This is a genomic window from Rubrobacter sp. M3-4, assembly GCF_059772285.1.
Map to the genome: position 1 here is coordinate 1 of NZ_JCBAJP010000006.1, position 21,423 is coordinate 21,423.

Here is a 21,423-nt window from a genome sequence, read left to right on the forward strand (position 1 = left end):
CGCCACCTGCGCCCCGGTCAGGCCGCTCGTACTTCTCTTCTGTGAGTAACGCGCGTAGGAGCTTCTCACCCACAGCGCCGCCGCCCCGGAGATCAGGGCGCCTACGATCAGTACCAGGAAGTAGCCAAAATAGCCACCCACCTCATCTCACCATCCTTTCGGTATAGAACACCACACTTCTTGTACGCATTATTCTACTACGCAGGAGATACGCCGTACCGCCGGCAAGGTTTCACCGCCGGTCCTGGTGGGCGGACAGGCGCTCGAGCCGCTGGCGGAACCGCTCTGCAGAGCGCACGTCGCCGGCCGCTTCGAGCACTTCGACGGCGCGGCGGGAGATCTCCCGCGCCTCCTCGGTCTGCCCCCGGTATTCGTAGAGGGTGGCGAGCCGCTCGTAGCAGAAGGTACCCGCGTGCCCGAGGCGTACGGCCTCCAGACAGTGCTCCACGAAGGCCTCCAGCTCTCCCTCTTCTCTTCGGTTCTGGAAGTGGAGCTGGGCCAGGGCGACGTGGGCGAGCTGACGCTCTTCGTCCGTCTCCGCGAGCTGCAGGGCCGCCTCACCGGTGCGGCGGGCCAGCTCCGTATCCCGGACGAAAGCGGCCTGCGAGCAGACCGAGGAGAGAAACGAGGAAGTACTCACGCCGGGGTTCTCCTCGGCGTAGGCGCGTAGGGTCCTGGCGGCAGCCTCCCGTCCGCCGGTGAGGTCCACGCCCGCGTAGCGGGAGAAGGAGGCCTGCTCCTCCGGAGGGAGCGAGGCCACGTAGCCGGCGAGATCCTCCCAGCCGCTCAAACCGCCCCCCGAGATGGTATGGACGTCTGCATGCCAGGCTCAGCCTCCCCCGCCATCCTCCTCGACCCTGTAGAAAGCCCCGTCGTCGCGCGGTGAGAGCCTCAGGCCGGACTGTTCGAAGTAACTCATGTAGTAGCCGTCGCGGTCGCCGGGCAGGAGCACGTACACGTCCTGGCCCTCCCGGAGATACTTCTCGGAGAGCCTCACCCAGGGTTTCGCCTGCTGGCTCCAGTCCTCTGGGTTCAGGAAAGGGGAGACTATCCTCAAATCGGTCCTGCGGTGGTCGACGAGCTTCATGTACCAGAGGCTGCTGCCGTTGGTTATGACGGTAGCCCCCCGGGGAACGTCCCTCGCGACGAGGTCCATCGTCTTCCTCGCCTGGTAGTAGTCGCTGTGGTCGACCACGCGGTAGGTCTCCTGCACACCGGCGAGGGGGGCGGCGAGCACCAGGAATCCCAGCGCTCCCTTCGCCGCGAGTCGGCGGGTGGAAGAGAGATGCCGTGAAGCCTGCCAGCGTCGGGAGAGGTGGGCGGCCATCTCGAAGAGCGCGACGAGCCCGGAGGCGACGAACACGCAGATGACCAGGTAGGTCGGGATGAAGTAGACCCAGACGTCCGGGATGGCGTACTCGAGCGCGAAGACGAGCCATCCCGCGTACAGGATGCCGAAGAAGACCGCCGCAGCCCGGTCGGTGAAGAGCATGTACCAGAACCCGAAGGCGGCCACCACGAGGAAGACCGGAGGGAACTGATGGAGGAGGTGGGACAGGTAGAACTCCAGCCGCCACGGGATCTGAGCAGGACCGTAGACGAACATCTGCCCCTGAAAGCTGCTCCCCGTGACGAAGGAGAAGAACCCGTCGAGCGAAGCCGGGTGGTAGCCGCTGAGCGGCGGGTGGGTCATGGCCCGGACGGGCAGGTAGATGTACGGCGTAAGCCCGGCGACGAAGAGCGCCGCGGCCTTGAGCGCCAGGCGCCAGTCGAGCAGTTTCCTCCGGTCGGTCAGGCCCACGAAGACGAGCCCCGCCGGGATGAGGAGCCCGCTCGTGAGGTGGTTCGTGAGGGAGAGCCCCATGAGAAACGCGGCGAGCAACAGGTAGCGGTCCTGCCCGCGCTTCCGCCAGAGCAAAAGCGGCAGGCAGACCAGGCAGACGAACATGACGTTGAGCGTGTAGACCTCGGCGATCACCGCCTGGCTCCAGAAGGCTCGCGAGACCCCGAACAGGAGGGCGGCCGCGGCCGCCGGGAGCGTCCTCCCCGTGAGCACCCGCAACAGGAAGAAGAGCAGCAGCACCGCGACCGCGGCGTAGACTGCCGAGGCCAGGTTGACCCGGTAGCCGATATCCCCGACCGGCAGGTAGGTGAAGAGCTTGCCCAGCAGGAGATAGGTCGGGTACCCGGTCGGGTTCGGGATTCCGAGTATGTAGACCCTCACCTGGAACAGTCCGGCGTCGGCGAGCCCCGCGTTCACGTCGCGCGGCAGCGCGGTAGGGGCGAGGGTAGCGAGATAGAGACCGAAAGAGATCAGCGCCACCAGAACACCCGGAAGGACGGCCAGGCTCCCGGCCGGGAAGCTCCCGATCTTCGAGCGCAGCTTCTTCTTCACGGCGACGATTCTAAACTAGATTCATACACGAATGTAACCAAGGCTCCGGAGTACCCCTTTGGCACGCCGGGATGGCATCACATAGACTGTCCCGGTCCGGAGCGTGCGAAGGACGAGAGAGATACACGTCTGGAGGAGGAAGAGAATGGGCGGCATACTGGAGGGCAAGAGGGTGCTCGTGACCGGCGTGCTCGACCGGCGCTCGATAGCCTACACGGTGGCGAGGATCGCCCAGGAGCAGGGTGCCGAGATCGCGCTATCCAGCTTCGGGCGCGCGGCGAGCCTTACCCGCCGCACGGCGCGCAGGATGGACCCGGAGCCCCCGGTGCTGGAGCTGGACGCGAACAAGCCTGAAGACATCGAGAACGTCGCCCGCGAGCTGGGGGAGCGATGGGGCCGGGTGGACGGCGTGGTGCACGCCATCGCCTTCGCCCCGGAGGACGCGCTCGGCGGCAACTTCCTCAACGCCGGCTGGCCCTCGGTCGCGACGGCGCTCCAGACCTCGGCCTACTCGCTCAAGGCGATAGCCGCCGGGCTCGCCGGGATCATGCCCGAAGGCTCCTCGGTCGTCGGGCTCGACTTCGACGCGAGCGTGGCGTGGCCGGCGTACGACTGGATGGGGGTGGCGAAGGCTGCCCTGGAGTCGACCGCGCGCTACCTGGCGCGAGACCTCGGCGAGCGGGGCATCAGGGTGAACCTGGTCTCGGCCGGCCCTCTGAAGACGCTCGCGGCGAGCGGCATAAGCGGCTTCGAAGAGATAGAGGGGGTGTGGGGCAAGAGGGCGCCTTTGGGCTGGAAGGCGAACGACCCCGAGCCGGTGGGCCGGGCGGTGGTGAGCCTGCTCTCCGACTGGTGGCCGGCGACGACGGGCGAGATAGTCCACGTCGACGGCGGCTACCACGCGATGGGTACGGACATAAGGTAGCCCTCAGAGCCCCTTCGCGAGCGAAGCGAACTTGGTGTACTGCTCCATCCAGGCGAGCTGGACCTTGCCGGTGGGCCCGTTGCGGTGCTTGCCGACGATGACCTCGGCGATGCCTTTGTCGTCGGAGTCTGGGTTGTAGTACTCGTCGCGGTAGAGGAACATCACCAGGTCGGCGTCCTGCTCGATGGCCCCCGAGTCGCGCAAATCCGAGAGCAGCGGGCGTTTGTCGTGGCGCTGCTCGACGGCGCGGGAGAGCTGGGCTATCGCCAGGACGGGCACGTCCAGGTCGCGCGCGAGGACCTTGAGACCGCGGCTGATCTCGGCGATCTCCTGCTGGCGGTTCTCGCGGCTCTGCCCGACCATGAGCTGGAGATAGTCCACGACGACGAGCGCGAGCGGGCGTCCTTCCTGGGCCAACAGGCGGCTGGAGAGGCGCCTGACCTTTGCCCGCATCTCCATCAGCGAGATCCCGGCGGTGTCGTCTATCCAGATGGGGGCCTTGGAGACCTCGGCCACCCCCCGCACGAGCTTCGGCCAGTCCTCGGGCTTCACGTTGCCGCTCCTGAGATCCTGCGCCCTTATGCGGGTGGTCTGGGAGATCAGACGCTGGACGAGCTGCTCCTTGCTCATCTCCAGCGAGAAGATCGCGACCGGCTTCTTCTGCACCCCGGCGGCGTGCCAGATGGCGTTCAGCGCGAAGGCGGTGTTGTGCACGAAGATGTCCTGGGCGACGAAGTTGGCCCCTTCGGGCACGGTCAGGTCGTAGACCCGGTGTTCTCCCACGTACTCTATGGAGACGATCTCGTCCCACAAGAGATCCGGGCTGGCTATGCGCGCAAGTCTTTCATCGTTCAGAACCTCTGCATACCGCGCCAGCCGATAGGCGGGCAGGTTCCTGTTGGTGTGCGGGTTGTAGCCGGCGCGCCTGCCATGCCTCTCCGTCTCTCGAGCGCGCCGTCCCAGCTCCGAGAGGCTCAGGCCCCGCCGCGCGGCGGCCTCGCGCACCAGCTCCCAGACCTCCCTTGGGGGGTGGCCGTAGTTGGGACCGCGCTTCGGCAGCTCGCGCTCCGCGAAAGCCCCGCCCGCAAACCGGAGGGCCTTCTCCCCGATCCAGCCGATCTCCGCCTGGTAGCGCAACACGGAGTCGGGGGCGGTGATCTCAACCCTCCAGCACCGCTCCTTCTTTCGCCAGAGCTTGGCGACGATGCCGAAGCGCAGGAGGGCGTGGTGGACGTCGCGGGCGAGCCGTTCGGAGCCGACGCTGAACTCGATGCGCGGATGCTTCCCCAACCCGTAGATGGTCCCGTCGCAACTGAACAGCACGCGCAGGAACTCGGCCAGGTAGCGCCGGCTCCACCGCCAGACGAGCGAAGGGAACGATTTGTCCCCGGCATACTTGCCCATGAGGCCAAGCTCTTTCAGCCAGGCGGTGACGGGATTACTGTTCATCCCTCGCCGCTCTCCATTGCCCACGACCTTGTAGTCGTACGGGCGATGGGGCTCCTTCGTCACGACCGCGTCGGGGAACTGCTCCCCGATGCACCGGCGGAAGTCCTCTACGAGCTGGGGATCCGCGTTCGTCCACTTCGGACATTCGCGGGTCAGTCCACCCTCGGCGATGAAGTAAGCGAGCAACCGGACCCGGCCCAGGGGCCACGTCTCGTCGCTCCCGAACACCGGCAACCCGCGCGGCACGGCGATGCTATCGCCTACCTCGAGGTCGTGCAGCGGCGTCCATCCCTTCACCGTCAGAAACGGGTGGTGACCGGTGACCTCGACGCTGCGACCGGTACGGGTGACGACGCGGTAGCACGGCTTCACGCCGCTGTCTATCCAGTCCGAGATGTCGGTAGTCTGCAGCTCTCCGGCTTCGGAGACGTTCGATACGCGGGGCAGCCGGCGCTTAACGCACTCCTCGATCGTCAACCTCTCGCCGCTCTCCGGGTCTACGACCAGGTTGTCCCACTTCACGCACTTCCCCATCGCGGGCCGGGCGGCGAGGATGATGAGGTCGCTCTTGTGGAAGCCCGTCGTCAGGCGGTCGAGGTCCTCGAAGCCGGTCTCGACCCCGGTCACCTCCCCCTCGGACTCGTAGAGCTGCTGGATCATCTCCAGCGCCCCAGGCGCGAGCTCGGAGACCGGGGAGAGCTGCTCCTTGAGACGCCGGTTGGAGATGCTGTAGATGAGTTGCTCGGCGGCATCGAGCGCCTCCCCCACGTCCTCCGGTTCCCGGAAGGCGTCCTCGGCGATGCGGCTCGAGGCGTCTATCACGGCCCTGAGGATGGCTTTCGAGCGCACTATGTCGGCGTAGCGGGAGACGTTCGCCGTCGTCGGGACGCTCTCGACGATCTCGAAGATGTAGGCTCGTCCGCCGACCTTGTCGAACTCGCCGCTGCCACGCAGCTCGTTGGTGAGCGTGAGCTGGTCTATGGGGTCCCCGCGGGAGTAGAGCCGCATCATCGCCGAGTAGATGATGCGGTGCGTCTCCGAGTAGAAGTCCTCGGCGGCGAGCTTCTCGGCGACGGTGGAGACCGCAGCCTCCGAGACGAGCATCGCCCCGATCACGGCCCGCTCGGCCTCCAGGTCGTGCGGCGGTACGCGGGCCGCCTCCGGCCCGGCACCGACGCTCCTTATCCTCCCCCGCCGTTCCATGCCCCAAGGATGAATCAAAAACGGGCCGCTTACAAGCGGCCCGCCTCATCCTGAGATCGAGGTTGAAGCCCTAGAGCTTCGGAACGACGATGACCTTGACGCTGGCCTCGACGTCCCCGTGCACCTGCACGGGGACCTGGTGCGTCCCGAGCGACCTTATCGGCTCCTCGAGGCGTATCTTGCGGCGGTCGAGGTGGATGCCGCGCGCCTGCTCTATGGCCTCGGCGATGTTCGCCGCGGTGATCGAACCGAAGAGCCGCTCGTCCTCGCCGGTGCGGGCCTCGATCGTGATGACGCTCTTGTTGAGCGTCTCGGCGATCTCGACGGCCCGCTCGGCGAGCCGCCGCTCGCGTTCGGCGGCCTCCTGCATCCTCCTGCGAGCCTCCTCGAGCTTCGCGGGGGTCGCCACCTCCGCGAGCCCGCGCGGCACCAGGAAGTTGCGGACGTAGCCGCGGCTCACGTCGACGATCTCGCCCCGGTTCCCGACCTTCTCGACGTCCTGTGTGAGTATCACCTGCATCTCAGAGAAGCCCCCTCTAGCGTCCGGCGATGTAGGGAAGCAGCGCCATCTCCCGGGCCCGCTTTATCGCCCGGGCGGTCTCCCGCTGGTGCTTGGGGCACAGCCCCGTGACGCGGCGCGCCCGGATCTTGGCCCGGTCGGAGATGAAGCGCCTGAGGGTGTTGTAGTCCTTGTAGTCGACGTAGGTGACGTTCTCCTTGCAGAAGACGCACGGCTTGTTCTTGCCGGAGCGCCCGCCGCCGGATCCCTTGCCCTTGGTGCTCATGTTCTCGTGCTACCTCCTCGCGATCCGCTTCTATCCTGCCGCCTCGACGCTCTCCTCCTCGCGCAGCGACTCCGCGTAGCCGGGAGGGAGCTTCACGATCATGTGCCGCAGAACGTCGTCGGAGACGCGCAGGATGCGCTTGAGTTCGACGAGGGTCCTCTCGCCGACAGTGAAGTGTATCACCGCGTAGTAGGCCTCGGAGCGGTGGTCTATCTCGTAGGCGAGCCGTCTCTTGCCCCACTGATCCACGTTCAGGATCTCCCCACCGGTGCGCTCGATGATCGTGCGGAAGCGGCCGACCGTGCTCTCGACCTGCTCCTCGTCGAGCTCGGGGATCACGATGAGCATGACCTCGTAGGCGTTCTCCAAAATTCTCTACCTCCTGTGGTCTCGCGATGGCGGCTTCCCGCGCCGGGCGGGAAGCAGAAGGTCACGGTCGAAGGGTATTGTAGCAGCGAGGTTACGAAACGTCTCCTCCTCATCTCGGGGTATACTCGGCGTGTGCGGCTGGACTCTGGCATCGCGGTCGAGGTTCTGGACCTGGTCAAGGTCTACGGCGAAGGCCCGACCGCCGTGCGGGCGCTCGACGGCGTCTCGACGGGCTTCCCGACCGGCGAGTTCACGGCGATCATGGGCGCCTCGGGCTCGGGGAAGAGCACCCTGCTGCACATCCTGGGGGGCCTGGACAAACCCACCTCGGGGCGGGTGATCGTCGGCGGGCAGGACCTCTCGGGCCTCTCCGACAGGAAGCTCACCCTGATGCGGCGGGAGCGGATGGGCTTCGTTTTCCAGTTCTTCAACCTCATCCCGACGCTCTCGGCAGAAGAGAACATCCTTCTCCCCGCGCTCATCGCGGGCGAGAGGGCCTCCAAGTACGAGGGCCGTCTCTCGGAGCTGCTGGATCTGGTGGGGCTCGAGGGCCGCAGGACGCACCGCCCCGACGAGCTCTCCGGCGGCGAGCAGCAGCGGGTCGCGATAGCGCGGGCCCTGCTGCGCAACCCGGACATCGTGCTCGCCGACGAGCCGACCGGCAACCTCGACTCCCGGACCGGGGGCGAGATACTCTCGCTCCTGCGGGAGTCCGCGAGCCGCTACCGGCAGACCACGATCATGGTCACCCACGACGCCCGCGCCGCGGGTACGGCGGACCGCGTGATCTTCCTGGCCGACGGACGCATAGTGAGCGAGGCCAGAGGGCTCTCTCCGGACGAGATCCTGGAGCGGATAAAGACGCTGGAGTCGGCGGGTCAGGGGTGAAGCTCAGGCGCTTCTCGCAGCTGAGCGTGCGCAACCTGGGCGCCAGACCCCAGCGCACCACGCTCACCGCGATAGGCATCGTCCTCGGCGTGGGGATAGTCTTCGGCGTGATCACGCTCTCCAACACGATGTCGAAGACGTTCACCGAGCTCTACTCGAAGGCCTACGGTGCGGCGGAGATAACCGTCACCGCGCAGGGCGGCAACGGCACCTTCGACGAATCCAGGCTCGGCGAGATCCGCTCGAACCCCGACGTGGGCTCGGCGGCCCCCCGGCTCTCGGTACCCTCCTCGCTCATCCTCGGCGGCAAGGGAGGAAGCCCGCGGGTGGAGAGCATGCGTCTGTTCGGGGTGGAGCCGAAGAGCGCCGCCTTCGCCACCGGCTTCAGCCTGGCGAAGGGGCGTTACCCGAGGAGCGGGGCCGAGCTGATGCTCGACGCCGGCACCGCGAAGGCCGCGGGGCTCAGGGTGGGACAGAAGGTGCGCGTGGGGACGCCGGGCGGCGTGGTGCGGATGAAGCTGGTGGGTACGCTCAGGACGCCGGGTGGCTCCTTCGGAGGGATCGCCTTCGGCATGGCCCCGCTGCGCTTCGTCCAGAAGGAGTTCGGCTACCCGCACAGGATCTCGGGTGTGGCCGTGCAGGCGGCGAAGGGGGTGCCGGTCGAGCGGCTCAGGAAGGAGCTCGACTCCTCGCTCGGCAGAGGGCTCACGGCCCAGCTCTCCTCGACCCGCACCCGCGAGGCGAACAGCCAGTTCCAGGGTTTCGAGCTCGCGCTCCTGTTCTTCGCCGGGACCTCGCTCTTCGTCGGGGCGTTCCTGGTCTTCAACGCGCTCTCGATGACCGTCCTGGAGCGGACCCGGGAGCTCGGGATGCTCCGGGCGCTCGGGGCGACGCGTTCGATGATCGCCCGCTCGGTCATCACGGAGGCCGCCGCGCTGGGGGTGCTGGGTTCCATCGCGGGGCTCGCGTTCGGTTACCTGATGGCCCGAGGTCTCTCCTACCTCTTCGGCCGGGCATTCCACTTCCAGATAGAGCGGGTGGACGTCTCACCGTTCGCGCTCGTCTCGGCGGTGGTGATAGGCGTGCTGATCACGGTGCTCGCCGCCCTCTACCCGGCGCTGCGCGCGGGCCGGGTGAGCCCGGTGGAGGCGATGCGCTCCCGCAGCGCTTCCAGCGGGGGGAGGCGGCGCGGCCGCGTCGCCAGGCTCTCGCCCATCGCCGGTGTGGTCCTCGCCGGAGGGGGCATCCCCTGGACCTACTACCTGGCGAAGCACCTCTCGGCCCAGCTGCAGGGGCTCGTCTACGCCTCCGGCATAGCCGGGGTCATCGCGATCTTCCTGGGCATCTCTCTCCTGGTCCCTGCGCTCGTCAGGCCGATGGCCGCGGGGTTCTCCCCTCTGCTCAGGCTCCTCTTCGGGGTCGAAGGGCGAATGGCGTCGGCCAACGCCACCCGCAACCCGGGCAGGACGGCGCTCACGGCCTCGGCGCTCATGATCGGCATCGCCCTCGTCATAGCCTTCGCCACCCTGGGAGGGAGCCTGCTCGGTTCGATCCGGGCTTACCTGGACAACTCTCTCGGCAGCGACTACGTCGTCGAGCCCACGGCGCAGAACTCGAACATAGTCTTCTCCTCCAGGATAGCCCACAGGATAGGGAAGATCCCCGGCGTGGAGGAGACGACCGGCATCTCCTCCACCGTACAGGCCCGCGGAGGCCAGGTCTTCTTCATCTTCGGGCTGGACAGAAACTACACGGACATCTTCAGGATCAACTACGCCTCCGGCAAGGGCGTGGGCAGGGGGGCTTTCTCTAAGCTCCAGCACGGTCAGGCGATCATCGGCAAGCAGCTCGCCCGCTCCCAGCACCTCGGGGTCGGCTCCGAGGTATCCGTGCCGAGCCCGAAAGGCACCCGTCACTACCGGGTCGCTGGGATAGTCGACAACGACATCCTCGGCGGGGGCACGGGCGTCTACATCTCCAAGAGAGCGCTCGCGCGGGACTTCAACGTGGGCGGAGACAGATTCCTCGCCATAAAGGTCGCCCCCGGCGCCGATCGCAAGGCCGTGGCGCACAGGATAAAAGAGATCATCAAAGACTACCCACAGCTCACGCTCTACTCGAACGCCGAGTGGAAGGCCTCGATAGAGCGCAGTTTCGAGCAGCAGTACGTGTTCTTCTACGCGATCATGGGCGTCTCGGTGGCGGTCTCGGCGTTCGGGGTGGTCAACACCCTCTCGATGAGCGTCTTCGAGCGCACGCGGGAGATAGGCATCCTCCGGGCCATCGGCTCCACCAGGCTGCAGGTGGGGCGGCTGATCGTGGACGAGGGGGTCGTGATAAGCGTGATCGGCTGCCTGCTGGGGGTGGCGCTGGGCTCTTTCCTGGGGTACCTCTTCGTGCGCGGGACCGGGGCGAACGGCTTCGACATCTCCTTCTACTACCCGACGCTCCCGGCCCTCTACGCGATCCTTGCGGGGCTCGTGATCGGGGTGCTCGCCGGGCTCCTTCCGGCCCGGACGGCCGCGAGAAAGGACATCGTGGAGGCTGTACAGTACGAGTAGCTCGTTGCGTCCTGCTGTCAAACACCGGGGACGACCCTGATGCCGCAGGATAGGGAGAAGGAACACGACGAGGACCTTCGGGAGAACCCCAGAAGGCGGCACCTGATCCTGCTCCTCTCCACCCTCTGGCCGATCGTGCTCGGCGGAGCCTGGCTCTGGAGCGGGGCACGGGATGGAGGGTGGGGCGTGCTCCTGGGATGGCCGCCGGGAGCGCTGCTCTTCGCGGCCGGGCTCTCGGACCTCCTGTGGGCCGGCAACGCCCGCATCCGACACTTCATGGCCTTCGGCTCCCTGCTCGGGACGGTGTTCGCCATCCCCTACTTCGCGGTCGCGGGACCAGCCGCCGCCGTCCTCCTCGTGCTCTCCGCCACGGGCTTCGTCCTGACCGGCTACGCCTCGCTCGTCCGGGAGAAGCTGCCCGAGGGGGTCCCGCAGCCGAAGATCGGCGTGAAGCTGGCCGCTCGCGCCGCCGAGGACGAGGCCTCGATGTGCTACCTCGCTCTCACGACGTGGCCGCTCCTGACCGGGGAGCGGGCCCGACGGGTCTCGGAAGAGGCGGAAGCGGCGCTCGCGCTCTTCGACGAGAAGGGGTGGCTGGCGAGGCCGGCCCTCTACCACCGCACCCCGCCCCCGGTGAACGAGGTCCGCGTAAGGAGGCGTCACGTCCGCAGGACCGCCTTCGAGCAGATAACCTACGAGAGCGGCTACGAGCCGCACCCCGCAGAGCCGGGATACGAGCGCTGGCTCTCCTACGAGAGCAACCGCACCGCCTGCGCCTGGGTCCTGCGGCACGAAGGGGAGCAGCGCCCGTGGCTGGTGTGCATACCCGGCATCCGCATGGGTTCCCCCAGGCTGGACCTCTCGCTCTTCGAGCCGGACTACCTGCACCGCGAGCTGGGCCTCAACGTCTTGATCCCGGTGCTCCCGACCCACGGCCCGCGAAAGATCGGGCTCATAAGCGGAGACCGGGTGCTCTCCGGGGACATAATGGACACGTTGCACGCAGCGTCCCAGGCACTCTGGGACATCCGCAGGATCACCGTCCGGCTGCGCCTGGAGGGAGCCCCGGCCATAGGCGTCCTGGGACACTCCCTCGGAGGCTACGTCGCCGCGCTGCTGTGCGGACTCGAGCGCGACCTCGAGTGCGTCGTGGCCAGCAATCCCCCCTCCGACTACCCGGACATGTTCTGGAACGCCGCCCCGAGCGCCGCGGTGAAGAGCCTCGAGGCTTCCGGCCTCGACGAGCGGAAACTGGCGCTGCTGAGCCGCGTCATCTCACCTCTCGCCCTCGATCCCCTCCTCCCCCCGGAGAGGCTCGCCATCTTCGCCGGCAACGCCGACCGGGTCGTCCCTCCATCCCAGCCCGAGCGGCTGTGGCGCCACTGGGGAAGCCCACGGATCGTCTGGTACGAGGGAAGCCACCAGGGTCTCCTCAGCCACCCGAAGATCCGCGAACAACTCCCGGCCATCCTCTCCACAGCCGGCCTGCTCGAAGAACCCTCCTGAGACCCACATCCCGTCGTGATTGGGCCCGAAGAACGACGCGAGCCCAACCTGCGGTGTGGCGGTTCGCACGAGAGATGCAAACGTCCAGAGCCGCAGTCGACCACGCGGCGATTGCAACGCCACCACGATCGTGGTGTAATTCCCGCGAGCTCATCAAGAGCGGTGGAGGGACGGGCCCTGCGAAGCCGCGGCAACCGGCGGGCGGAAAGTCCCGCGCCAGGTGCCAATTCCCGCGGAGGAGCCTCCGAGAGATGGGCCGCAGAGCTTTCCGCGGCCTCTCCTCCGCGCGAAGATCGACGGAGCGGAGAGAGGCTGGTGGATTTGGATAAGAACCTCAGAGAGTATCTCGATGGTCGGGTCCTCGTCGGCGACGGCGCGATGGGGACCCTTCTGGCGGAACGTGGCGTGGGCTACGGGCATCCCTACGCCCGGGCGAACCTCACACATCCGGATCTCGTCCGAAGGGCGCACGAGGAGTACGTGCGCGCCGGGGCCCGGGCGATAGAGACGAACACGTTCGCCGCGAGCCGCATCAAGCTCGCCGAGCACGCCCTGGAGGACAGGGTGCGCGAGATAAACGCCTCCGGGGCCGCTCTCGCGAAAGAAGCCGCCGAAGGGACCTCCACGGAGGTGCTGGTGCTCGGCGCGATAGGCCCGCTCGGGAGGCCGCTCGCTCCGGTGGGGAGCCTGACTCCGGAGGAGGCCAGGGAGGCGTTCGCCGAGCAGGCCGAGGCGCTCCTCGAAGGGGGGGCGGACGCCCTGATCCTGGAGACCTTCACCGACCTGCGGGAGCTGCGCCTGGCCTACGAGGCGACCCGCGCCTTCGGCGTTCCCGTCATCGCCTCCAAGACCTTCGTCGAGGACGGTGAGACGCTCGCCGAAGGGCTCCCCGAGCGGGTCGCGCGCGAGCTCTCTTCGTGGGGGGTGGACCTCATCGGGGCCAACTGCACCGTCGGCCCGCAGCGGATGGCCGGGATCGTCGAGCAGATGTCCGCCGTCGCCGGTCCGGTCGCCGCCTACCCCACCCCCGGACTGCCGCAGCTCGTCGACGGCCGGGTGCGCTACACCCAAGACGTCGAGCACTTCGCCGCCCGCGGGCTGACCCTCGCCGCCGCCGGGGCCCGCCTCATCGGTGGCTGCTGCGGCACCACCCCGAAGCACATAGCCGCCCTAGCCCGGGCGCTCGAAGACTTCGTACCGGAGCGGAGGACGACCCGCCCGCAGGCCGTGGCGAAGAGGTCCGACGACGGGACGGTGAGATCGGGGCCAGCCACCCGGCTCGCCGAGAGGCTGGAAGAAGGCTTCGCGATCGCCGTCGAGGTCGACCTCCCGCGCGGGAACGACATCTCCGGCGTCGTCGAGGCCGCTCGCTTCCTGAAGGAGAGGGGGGCGGACGCGATAGACATCTCCGACGGGGCCCGGGCGCGCCTGAGGATGCACCCGGTGGCGGCGGCGAAGGTGGTGCAGGAGGAGGCCGGCATAGAGGTCGTCGCGCACATCTCCTGCCGCGACCGCAACATCCTCGGGCTGCAGGCCGACCTGCTCGGGGCCGCCGCCCTCGGGGTGAAGAACATCCTCGCCGTCACGGGGGACCCGGCCCAGATCGGGGACTACCCCGAAGCCACGAGCGTCTTCGACACGGATTCGATCGGCCTGATCCACATCCTCTCCAGGATGAACGCGGGGGAGGATCTCGCGGGCAACTCGGTCGGACGGGCGCCGGGCTTCCTCATCGGGGCGGCCTTCAACCCGACGGCGGAGGATCTGCGCTCGGAGGTCGAGCGGCTCCGGCGCAAGCTCGAGGCGGGGGCGCACGCCTTCTGGACCCAGCCGGTCTTCGAGGTCGGGGCGCTCGAGCGGGCGCTGGAGGAGATAGGGGACGAGAGGGTGAGGCTCCTCCTCGGGCTCCTGCCGCTGAGGAGCGCCAGGCAGGCGGAGTTCTTGCACCACGAGGTGCCGGGCATCAGCATCCCCGAGCGCATCCGCCGCCGCCTGGCGGACCTCTCCCCCGAGGATGCCCTGCTCTACGGGGTCGAGGTCGCGCAGGAGATCCTCTCCCGGACGCAGCATCTCGTCTCCGGAGCGTACATAATGCCCCCGGCGGGCGCGCCGGAGCTCGCCGCGGCGGTCATGGAGGCCGCACAGAGGCCCCACTCGCGCAGTTAGAAGTTAGAAAAGGGAAGGAGAGGAGATGCCGCAGACGAAAGCCTACGCGCCCGGGATCTACGCCCGCTCCGAGGAGCTGGTGCAGGCCACCCGGGATCTGGAGAGGAAGCGGACGACGGAGAAAGAGGTAGAGAGAAGGAGGGAAGAAGACCTCGGGCGCCTCCTCGAGGCGCAGCGGGAGGCCGGGCTGGACTACGTCTCGGACGGGCTCCTCGTCTGGCAGGACATCTTTCGCCCGTTCGCCGAGGCCTCGGAGGGCATCGAGCCGGGCCCCCTCACCCGTTTCCTGAACACCAACACGTTCTTCCGGGCACCCTCTCCCGCCGGCGGCAGGGTGCGCCTCGCCGAGCCGCTCGGCGAGCCCTACTTCGCGTTCTCCAGGCTCCCCGCCGGGGGATGGGTGGCGACGCTCCCCTCCCCCCACTCCTTCGCCGCCCTCTCCACGGGAGGGATCGAGGCCGAGGAGATCGCGGCGAACGTCATAGGGCCCCAGATCAGGCACCTCGCGCAGAGGGGATGCGCGCTCGTCGTGCTGCAGGAGGCCGCGCTCTTCGGCGGGAACGTCGACGTCTCCCCCCTGAGCCGGGCGCTGGACGCCCTCGAGAGCCCCCTGCCGCTCGCGCTGCAGCTCCCGTTCGGGGACGCGGGGGAGGTTCTCGGCGAGCTGGTGGAGCTCGACGTCGCCGCGATCGGGGTGGATTTCTACGCGACCGACGTCGAGGCGCTGCCGCGCCCGTTCCCGAAGACGCTCTTGGCCGGGGTCATAGACTCCCGCAACTCGCTCCTGGAGAAGCCGCAGGAGATCGCCCGGTTCGCCGCGGAGCTGCTCGGAGAGCTGGAGGAAGGGGCGGAGCTGCACCTGGTCCCAAACGGGGACCTGCAGTTCGTGCCGGAGAAGATCGCCCGCCAGAAGCTGGCCCTCCTCGGAGAGGCCGCGAGGATCACGAAGGAGGAACGTTAGGAAGATGAGCGAGATCCGCTTCACCACCCGCGAGATAGGGAGCCTCGCCAAGCCGGGCTGGCGGGTGAAGTCCGTCTCCGGCCGTCCGGTCGGGAGCGAAGACGTCGAGGAGGCCCGCCGGTGGGGGGAACGCCTCGGCGTCGAGGGGCGGGAGCGCCTGTTCGAACTCCTCGCGAAGGGTGAGGGCTTCACCGAAGAGGAGAGGGCCAAGATACAGGACTTCGCCGCGCTGTACGCGATACGGCTGCTCGAGAGTGCGGGTCTCGACGTCGTCTACGACGGCGAGCAGCGCCGCAGCGAGATGTACGACCACGTCGCGCGCCACGCCCGCGGCTTCGAGAGCCGGGGCACGGTCCGCTCCTTCGACAACAAGTACTACACGAAGGCCGCCGTCGTCGAGCGCCCGAGGGTGGAATCCCCTTACGACCTGGAGGAGTTCCTCTTCGTGCGCGAGCACACCGACAGGGTGGTCAAGGTACCCTTCACCGGGGCTTACACCATCCTGGACTGGTCCTACGACGAGTACTACGCCGCGGGCAGCATGCTCGGGACCTCCGCCAGCCGGCGGGCCGAGGCGCGCCGGGCGTTCGGGCTCGACGTCGCGCGCGAGGTGATACGGCCCAACGTGGAGGGGCTCGTCGAGGCCGGAGCGGGGTGGGTGCAGATAGACGAGCCCGCCGCCACCACCCGCCCGGAGGAGGTCCCGCTCGTCGTGGAGACCTTCAACGCGACCCGCGAGGGGATAGACGCCAGGACGAGCATGCACATCTGCTTCTCGGACTACGCCTGCCTCTTCCCGCATATCGAGGACCTCGTGGACTGCTACGAGCTGCAGCTCGAGTTCGCAAACCGCGACTCGCGCGAGCCGGGCAGGAAACAAGAAGACAGACCCGGCTACGCCATCCTGGAGAAGTTCGCCGAGAGCGCCTGGGATGGCAAGATCGGGCTAGGGGTCCTGGACATCCACACGAACTTCATCGAGCCTGCGGAGCTCGTGCGCGACCGCATCCTCCACGCCGCCGACGTCCTCGGCCCGGAGCGCATCGAGGTCAACCCCGACTGCGGCCTCAGGACCCGCACCTGGGAGGTGGCCTACGAGAAGCTCTCCAACATGGTCGAAGGCGCACGGCTCGCCGAGCGCGCGATAAACGGCTCCTGAGGAGGGAACAAATGTCCGAAAGGGTCATGGAAGGTGCGGAGCCCTTCCGCTTCGAGGGTGGCGATGTCGGCGTCCTCGTCTCGCACGGGTTCACCGGAACGACCCAGAGCGTCCGCCCGCTCGGGGAGGCCCTCGCCCGCGAGGGATTCACGGTCGAGGGACCGCGGCTCGCCGGTCACGGGACGAGCGTCTCGGAGATGGCAGAAAGTACGGCGCAGGATTGGATCTCTTCGCTTGAGGAAGGCCTCGCCTGGCTGGAGGAGCGTACCCGTGCGGTCTTCGTCTGCGGGCTCTCGATGGGCGGGACGCTCTCGCTCTACCTCGGCGCGACGCACCCCGAGGTGGTGCGCGGCGTGATCCCGATAAACGGCTGCGTCTTCCTCGGAAACCCCGAGCTCGCCAGGATCGTCCTCTCCCCCGACGCCCCGCCGACGCTACCGGGCGTGGGCTCGGACATAAAGAAGGCGGGGGTGGAGGAGCTCGTCTACGACGAGATGCCCGTCCCGGCGATGAAGGAGCTCATGGCGCTCATGCGCGCAACCGACGACCTGCTGCCGGAGGTGCGCTGCCCGGCGCTCATCCTGCAGTCGACCGAGGACCACGTCGTCCCACCCGACAACGGCCCCTACTTCCTGGAGAAGGTCGGCAGCGAGCACAAGGAGCTGGTCCGGCTCGAGGACTCCTACCACGTCGCCACCCTGGACAACGACGCACCCCGCATAGCGGAGCTTGCGGTCGGCTTCATCCGGGAGCACGCAGGATAAGGTTTCTATATGCACTCCTTCCCCGCGGACTGCCAGGGATCGCTTCAAGATGTCCTTGCACCTGGTCGAGCAGGCGACCGGGGCGGCACTGAGAGCGATCGGACTCATGCTGTCCCTCATCCGCTCGACCGGTTAGCCGCACGTGAATCCTTAAGAGCTTCCGGCCGCAGCAGCGCTGTTCGCCCGCCTGTCCAGCAAGACTGCAAGCCAGATCAGGAACACCCCGACATCCGGCTGCAAGTCGTCGGGCAGCTCAGCCAGCCACGACCTCTTGAAAGCCCCTTCGGGCCGCAGGCTGCCGGCCACGCCGGTCCCGTCGCGCCGGAGCACGAGGGTGCGCCTCCAGGCCGACTCCTTCCTCAGCTCGTAGCGGCCGCCGCCGTGCTCGAAGGAGAAGCAGTCCTTCCAGGCCGAGGGCTTCTCGGCCACCAGGACCGTGGGGCCGCCCTTGTGCGAGAGCACGAACTCCTTCCTGCCTCCCTTGTGGGTGGCCTCGTAGAGCCTCCCGCCCACCTCCAGCGCGGCGTTCTCGCGCCAGTTCGAGAGGTCCGCTCGTCCCACGGACGCGCCGGTTTGGTCGAACACCTCGAAGTCGTAGGAGAACCACTTCTTCGGCACTGCGCGCCACACTACCACCCGGACCTCCTCTAGCATCGTTTCGCGGACCATTATAAGCTGCGGGTGCACACCCGAGTCCCGGGCGCACTGCCGGGGAGTTTGGGTATAGTTTCCACATAAAGCGCGGGCGCGGCTCACCGGAGAGCATCTTAGAGTGGCTGCTCTGGGGTGCGCGGTTGCTGGTTCTCGTCGCGGTCGCCGCGTGCGTCCTTATGGCGCTGGGTGCGCTGTACCTGGGGCTCGCCCAGGTGTACAGGTTCGCGAGCCTCCTGGTACGTCCGGAGCCCCGAGCCGCAGCGAGGCGCTGGCTATGATCGTCAAGGCGGTCGATGTCTCCTGGTAGGTGCCGTCCTGATCGTGATCGCCTTCGGGCTCTACGAGCTCTTCGTGAGCAGGATAAACGTGACCGAGTGCTCCGAGGTGGCCTCACGGCTGTTCAAGATCGAAACACTAGAGGAGCTGAAGAAGCGCATAGCGAAGCTGCTCGTCCTCATCCTCGCCGTCGAGTTCTTCCGGCTCGCGCTCGGCCTGCGCTACGATAGCATGCGGGACATCCTCTACCTGGCCGGAGCGATACTCCTGGTTGCCGGGGCGCTCTCCCTGATAGGCCGCAAGAGCTGGTAGGGCCTTCTCAGGCCTGGATGTTCGTCGAGCGCCAGAGCGTGTGGCGGCCCATACCCTCCGCCTCCGGGAACTCCTCCCCGCGGGAGAGCTGCACGTAGACCGGGGGACGCATCGTGCCCCGATCGCAGACGAAGGTGCCCGAGAAGGGAGCTTTCTCCCCGGGGCGGTAGGTGGGGGCTGGGGGCCTGTAGCGCTTCAGTATCTCCTCTACGACCTCAGACATGAAAACCTCACCAGAGCGTCACCGGACGGGCCTCCTTGAAGCCCGGGATCTTGAGCAGATCCTCTATCACCTCCTGAGGCACCGGGTCGTCCACGGTCACCGCCATGACCGCCCGCGAGCCCGGCTCCCCGCGCCCGACGGCCATGTTGCCGATGTTGATGCCGTGGCCGCCGAGGGCGGTCCCGACCTTGCCGATCATGCCGGGCACGTCCTCGTTGCGGATGAAGAGCATGTACCGCTCGGGCTCTATGTCCACGTCGAAGCCCAAAACCCCGACCAGGCGCGGCCGCATGCGCGGGCCGACGAGCGTCCCGCTCACCACGCTCTCCCTCTCGTTCGAGAGACGGAGCACCACCAGGCTCGTGTAGTCCGCGCTCTCCGGCGATCGCGAGGTCTCCACCTTGAACCCCTTCTCGCGGGCGATGATCGGGGTGTTCACGAAGTTCAGCGGCTCGTGGACCATCGGCTCCAGGAGCCCCTTCTGCGCCGAGACGTCCAGAAGCCGGGTGTCGTAGCGGGCGACCTCGCCGTGGTACTCGATCCTGAGCAGGTTGCCCGGATGGTCTGTGAGCTGATACAGGAGCCTGCCGAGCGTCTCGCACAGCCCGGAGAACTGGGAGACGAACTCCGCACCCTCGCCGGAGGGCACCGGCGCGTTGATCGCGTGCACCGGGACCTCGCCCTTGAGCGCCGCCGCCACCTGCTCGGCGGCGGTGAGGCCGGCCCGGTCCTGCGCCTCGGCGGTGCTCGCCCCCAGGTGAGGGGTGAGCACCGTGTTCGGCAGCTCGAGAAGAGGAGACCCCGCGGGCGGCTCCTCGGCGAACACGTCGAGCGCGGCCCCGGCTATCCTTCCCTCCTTGAGGGCCTGGTAGAGTGCCTGCTCGTCCACGATCCCGCCGCGGGCGACGTTTATCAGGTAGGCGCTCCTCTTCATCCGACCGAGCGCCTCTGCGTCTATCATGCCGGTCGTCTGCGGGGTACGGGGGACGTGCAGCGAGACGAAGTCCGCCTTCTCGAGCACCTCCCCCACGCTCTCCGCCCGCCCGACGCCCATGTCCCGCATCCTCTCCCCGGAGACGTAGGGGTCGTAGGCGAGGACCTCCATCCCCATCCCCAAAGCGCCGCGCGCGACGATCGAACCGACGTGCCCGAGCCCGATGAGCCCGAGCGTCTTCCTGGCGACCTCGACCCCCTTGAACGCACCCCGGTTCCACTCCCCCCGCCTCAGCGAGGCGTCGGCGGCCGGGATGCGCCGTGCGACCGCGAGCATCATCCCTAAAGTGTGCTCGGCGGCGGCGACGGTGTTGCTCTCCGGGGCGTTGGCGACCAGGATGCCGCGCTTGGTCGCGGCCTCGACGTCTATGTTGTCCACCCCGATCCCGGCGCGCCCTATCGCCTTGAGGTTCCCCGCGGCCTCGATGACCTCCGCTGTAACCTTCGTCGCGCTGCGCACGATGAGGCCGTCGTAGCCACCTATCTTCTCCAAGAGCTCCTGCGGGGAGAGCCCGAGCGCCACGTCGACGTCGAACTCCCGCTTCAGGAGCTCGACGCCGCTCTCGGAGATCTTCTCGGTTACCAGTACCCTCAAGCGGCCACCCCGCTCTTCGAGAACACCCGCTGGGCCGCCGCGACGCCCTTCCCGAGCTCGACGGGATACCCGAGGGACTCGAGCGTGAGCTCGGCCGCGGCGATCGTCGCGATGATGTCGTAGGCGTCGAAGTAGCCGCAGTGCCCGATGCGGAAGATCTTGCCGCTCATCTTGCCCTGCCCCCCGGCGACCTGCACGCCGTGCTCCTGGAAGAGGGTGTTGACGAACTGCTTCCCGTCGATGCCTTCCGGCACCCACGCGGCGGTCACCGCGGTGTTCATATCCTCGTCGGGGCCGAAGAGCCTGAGCCCCATCCCCTTGACGCCGGCGCGGGCCGCCCGGCCGAGCAACACGTGGCGTTCGAGGACGTTCTCGAGGCCCTCATCCAGGATCTGCCCGAGCGCCACGTCGAGCTGCATCACCAGGCTCACCGGGGGAGTCCAGGGGGTCTGCGGCGGGTTCTTCTGGTAGGCCTTCTTCGCCTGGGTCCAGTCGAAGTAGAAGCGCGGCATCGCAGCCTCCTCGTGGGCCTTCCACGCCCGCTCGGAGACGCTCACGAACCCGAGCCCCGGCGGGGTCATGAGCGCCTTCTGGCTCCCCGCGACGACCACGTCGACGCCCCACTCGTCGGTCCTGAGCTCGCACGCCCCGAGCCCCGAAACGGCGTCGACGATCGTGATGACGTCCTCGGTGACCTTCGCGAAGCCCTCGATGTCGTTGACGGTCCCGGTCGAGGTCTCGGAGAGGACGCAGACGGCGGCCTTTATCCCCGGGTCCGCGGAGAGGGCGTCGGCCACCTCGGCGTTGTCCGCCTTCTGCCCCCACTCGTAGGCGAGCTCGGTCACCTCCAGCCCGAAGGCCCGGCTCATCTTGGCCCAGCGCTCACCGAAGTTGCCGTTGTTGACGACGAGAACCTTGTCGCCGGGAGAAAACAGGTTCTGCAGCGCCCCCTCGAACGCCCCGGTGCCGCTCGCGGCGTAGACGAAGATGTCGTTCTCGGTCATGAACACCCGCTTGAGGTTCTCGCCGACGCGGGTGAAGACCTCACCGAACTCCGGGGTGCGGTGGTGGATGATCGGCAGCGCACCCGTCGCCGAGACCTCCGGCGGGATCGGGGTGGGACCGGGCGACATCAGACGGTACTTGCTCATCATGGTCTTCTCAAGGCTCCTCTCTGCCGCGACTTCCTCGACGGCTATTTTAGACACAACCTCCCCCGAAAGCTACATATTGGAGCAG

General features: G+C 67.7%; 21 protein-coding genes and 1 riboswitch. Of the genes, 10 read left to right on the forward strand and 11 right to left on the reverse strand.

The window, feature by feature from the left end:
* The 3 genes from AC6EKW_RS08165 to AC6EKW_RS08175 all read right to left on the reverse strand — a co-directional run.
* Positions 1-141 (reverse strand): zinc metallopeptidase (locus AC6EKW_RS08165; protein WP_498514241.1); only part of this gene is annotated, 141 nt, incomplete at its 3' end.
* A gap of 91 nt (positions 142-232) precedes the next feature.
* The gene (locus tag AC6EKW_RS08170; RefSeq protein ID WP_273888669.1) at positions 233-790 is read right to left on the reverse strand and encodes a tetratricopeptide repeat protein; all 558 of its coding nucleotides are present in this window, start codon (positions 788-790) and stop codon (positions 233-235) included.
* Between the two features lie 39 nt (positions 791-829).
* Positions 830-2,395 carry a protein O-mannosyl-transferase family gene (locus AC6EKW_RS08175; RefSeq protein ID WP_273888668.1) on the reverse strand — a complete coding sequence of 522 codons (1,566 nt, stop codon included), beginning with the start codon at positions 2,393-2,395 and terminating at the stop codon, positions 830-832.
* Positions 2,396-2,540: 145 nt separating this feature from the next.
* Between AC6EKW_RS08175 and fabI the strand changes: the two genes are divergently transcribed.
* A complete protein-coding gene (gene fabI, locus AC6EKW_RS08180; RefSeq protein WP_273888666.1) occupies positions 2,541-3,320 on the forward strand; it encodes an enoyl-ACP reductase FabI in 780 nt (259 codons plus the stop codon).
* A gap of 3 nt (positions 3,321-3,323) precedes the next feature.
* Here the strand turns inward: fabI and dnaB are convergent, their stop codons facing one another.
* The 4 genes from dnaB to rpsF form a co-directional block, all read right to left on the reverse strand.
* The gene (dnaB, locus tag AC6EKW_RS08185; RefSeq protein WP_273888665.1) at positions 3,324-5,972 is read right to left on the reverse strand and encodes a replicative DNA helicase; all 2,649 of its coding nucleotides are present in this window, start codon (positions 5,970-5,972) and stop codon (positions 3,324-3,326) included.
* 70 nt (positions 5,973-6,042) lie between these two features.
* A complete protein-coding gene (gene rplI, locus AC6EKW_RS08190) occupies positions 6,043-6,492 on the reverse strand; it encodes a 50S ribosomal protein L9 (protein WP_273841544.1) in 450 nt (149 codons plus the stop codon).
* Between the two features lie 16 nt (positions 6,493-6,508).
* Positions 6,509-6,757, reverse strand: coding sequence for a 30S ribosomal protein S18 (gene rpsR, locus AC6EKW_RS08195; RefSeq protein ID WP_273888664.1), 249 nt, complete (start codon positions 6,755-6,757; stop codon positions 6,509-6,511).
* Positions 6,758-6,787: 30 nt separating this feature from the next.
* On the reverse strand, positions 6,788-7,126 hold the full coding sequence (gene rpsF, locus AC6EKW_RS08200; RefSeq protein ID WP_273888662.1) for a 30S ribosomal protein S6: 339 nt from the start codon (positions 7,124-7,126) through the stop codon (positions 6,788-6,790).
* A 132-nt stretch (positions 7,127-7,258) separates the two neighbouring features.
* Here rpsF and AC6EKW_RS08205 point away from each other — a divergent pair, with 132 nt between their 5' ends.
* The 7 genes from AC6EKW_RS08205 to AC6EKW_RS08235 all read left to right on the forward strand — a co-directional run bounded on the left by AC6EKW_RS08205 (position 7,259) and on the right by AC6EKW_RS08235 (position 17,131).
* On the forward strand, positions 7,259-8,014 hold the full coding sequence (locus AC6EKW_RS08205; protein ID WP_273888661.1) for an ABC transporter ATP-binding protein: 756 nt from the start codon (positions 7,259-7,261) through the stop codon (positions 8,012-8,014).
* Positions 8,011-10,575: an ABC transporter permease gene (locus AC6EKW_RS08210; RefSeq protein ID WP_273888660.1), complete on the forward strand. Its 2,565-nt coding sequence runs from the start codon at positions 8,011-8,013 to the stop codon at positions 10,573-10,575. The genes AC6EKW_RS08205 and AC6EKW_RS08210 overlap by 4 nt, the downstream gene beginning before the upstream one ends.
* Before the next feature lie 39 nt (positions 10,576-10,614).
* A complete protein-coding gene (locus AC6EKW_RS08215) occupies positions 10,615-12,081 on the forward strand; it encodes an alpha/beta hydrolase family protein (RefSeq protein ID WP_273888659.1) in 1,467 nt (488 codons plus the stop codon).
* A 147-nt stretch (positions 12,082-12,228) separates the two neighbouring features.
* A riboswitch (SAM riboswitch) is annotated at positions 12,229-12,339 on the forward strand.
* A gap of 57 nt (positions 12,340-12,396) precedes the next feature.
* Complete coding sequence (locus AC6EKW_RS08220; protein WP_498514132.1) at positions 12,397-14,247, forward strand: bifunctional homocysteine S-methyltransferase/methylenetetrahydrofolate reductase; 1,851 nt, start codon at positions 12,397-12,399, stop codon at positions 14,245-14,247.
* 25 nt (positions 14,248-14,272) lie between these two features.
* On the forward strand, positions 14,273-15,208 hold the full coding sequence (locus tag AC6EKW_RS08225; protein ID WP_498514133.1) for a uroporphyrinogen decarboxylase/cobalamine-independent methonine synthase family protein: 936 nt from the start codon (positions 14,273-14,275) through the stop codon (positions 15,206-15,208).
* A 4-nt stretch (positions 15,209-15,212) separates the two neighbouring features.
* Entirely contained in the window at positions 15,213-16,367 is a 1,155-nt protein-coding gene (locus AC6EKW_RS08230) for a uroporphyrinogen decarboxylase/cobalamine-independent methonine synthase family protein (protein ID WP_498514134.1), read from the forward strand.
* Between the two features lie 11 nt (positions 16,368-16,378).
* Entirely contained in the window at positions 16,379-17,131 is a 753-nt protein-coding gene (locus tag AC6EKW_RS08235) for an alpha/beta hydrolase (protein WP_498514135.1), read from the forward strand.
* A gap of 150 nt (positions 17,132-17,281) precedes the next feature.
* Here AC6EKW_RS08235 and AC6EKW_RS08240 read toward each other — a convergent pair whose 3' ends face one another.
* A complete protein-coding gene (locus tag AC6EKW_RS08240; RefSeq protein ID WP_498514136.1) occupies positions 17,282-17,767 on the reverse strand; it encodes a hypothetical protein in 486 nt (161 codons plus the stop codon).
* A 158-nt stretch (positions 17,768-17,925) separates the two neighbouring features.
* On the opposite strand from AC6EKW_RS08240, the gene AC6EKW_RS08245 reads away from it, so the two are divergent.
* On the forward strand, positions 17,926-18,063 hold the full coding sequence (locus tag AC6EKW_RS08245) for a hypothetical protein (protein ID WP_498514253.1): 138 nt from the start codon (positions 17,926-17,928) through the stop codon (positions 18,061-18,063).
* A 22-nt stretch (positions 18,064-18,085) separates the two neighbouring features.
* A complete protein-coding gene (locus tag AC6EKW_RS08250; RefSeq protein ID WP_498514242.1) occupies positions 18,086-18,373 on the forward strand; it encodes a YqhA family protein in 288 nt (95 codons plus the stop codon).
* Positions 18,374-18,380: 7 nt separating this feature from the next.
* On the opposite strand, the gene AC6EKW_RS08255 is transcribed toward AC6EKW_RS08250, so the two are convergent.
* The 3 genes from AC6EKW_RS08255 to AC6EKW_RS08265 are packed head-to-tail and all read right to left on the reverse strand — an operon-like array spanning position 18,381 to position 21,392.
* Entirely contained in the window at positions 18,381-18,596 is a 216-nt protein-coding gene (locus AC6EKW_RS08255) for a YjzC family protein (RefSeq protein WP_498514137.1), read from the reverse strand.
* A gap of 7 nt (positions 18,597-18,603) precedes the next feature.
* Positions 18,604-20,184 carry a phosphoglycerate dehydrogenase gene (gene serA, locus AC6EKW_RS08260; protein WP_498514138.1) on the reverse strand — a complete coding sequence of 527 codons (1,581 nt, stop codon included), beginning with the start codon at positions 20,182-20,184 and terminating at the stop codon, positions 18,604-18,606.
* The gene (locus tag AC6EKW_RS08265; RefSeq protein ID WP_498514139.1) at positions 20,181-21,392 is read right to left on the reverse strand and encodes a pyridoxal-phosphate-dependent aminotransferase family protein; all 1,212 of its coding nucleotides are present in this window, start codon (positions 21,390-21,392) and stop codon (positions 20,181-20,183) included. The genes serA and AC6EKW_RS08265 overlap by 4 nt, the downstream gene beginning before the upstream one ends.
* Between the last annotated feature and the right edge of the window lie 31 nt (positions 21,393-21,423).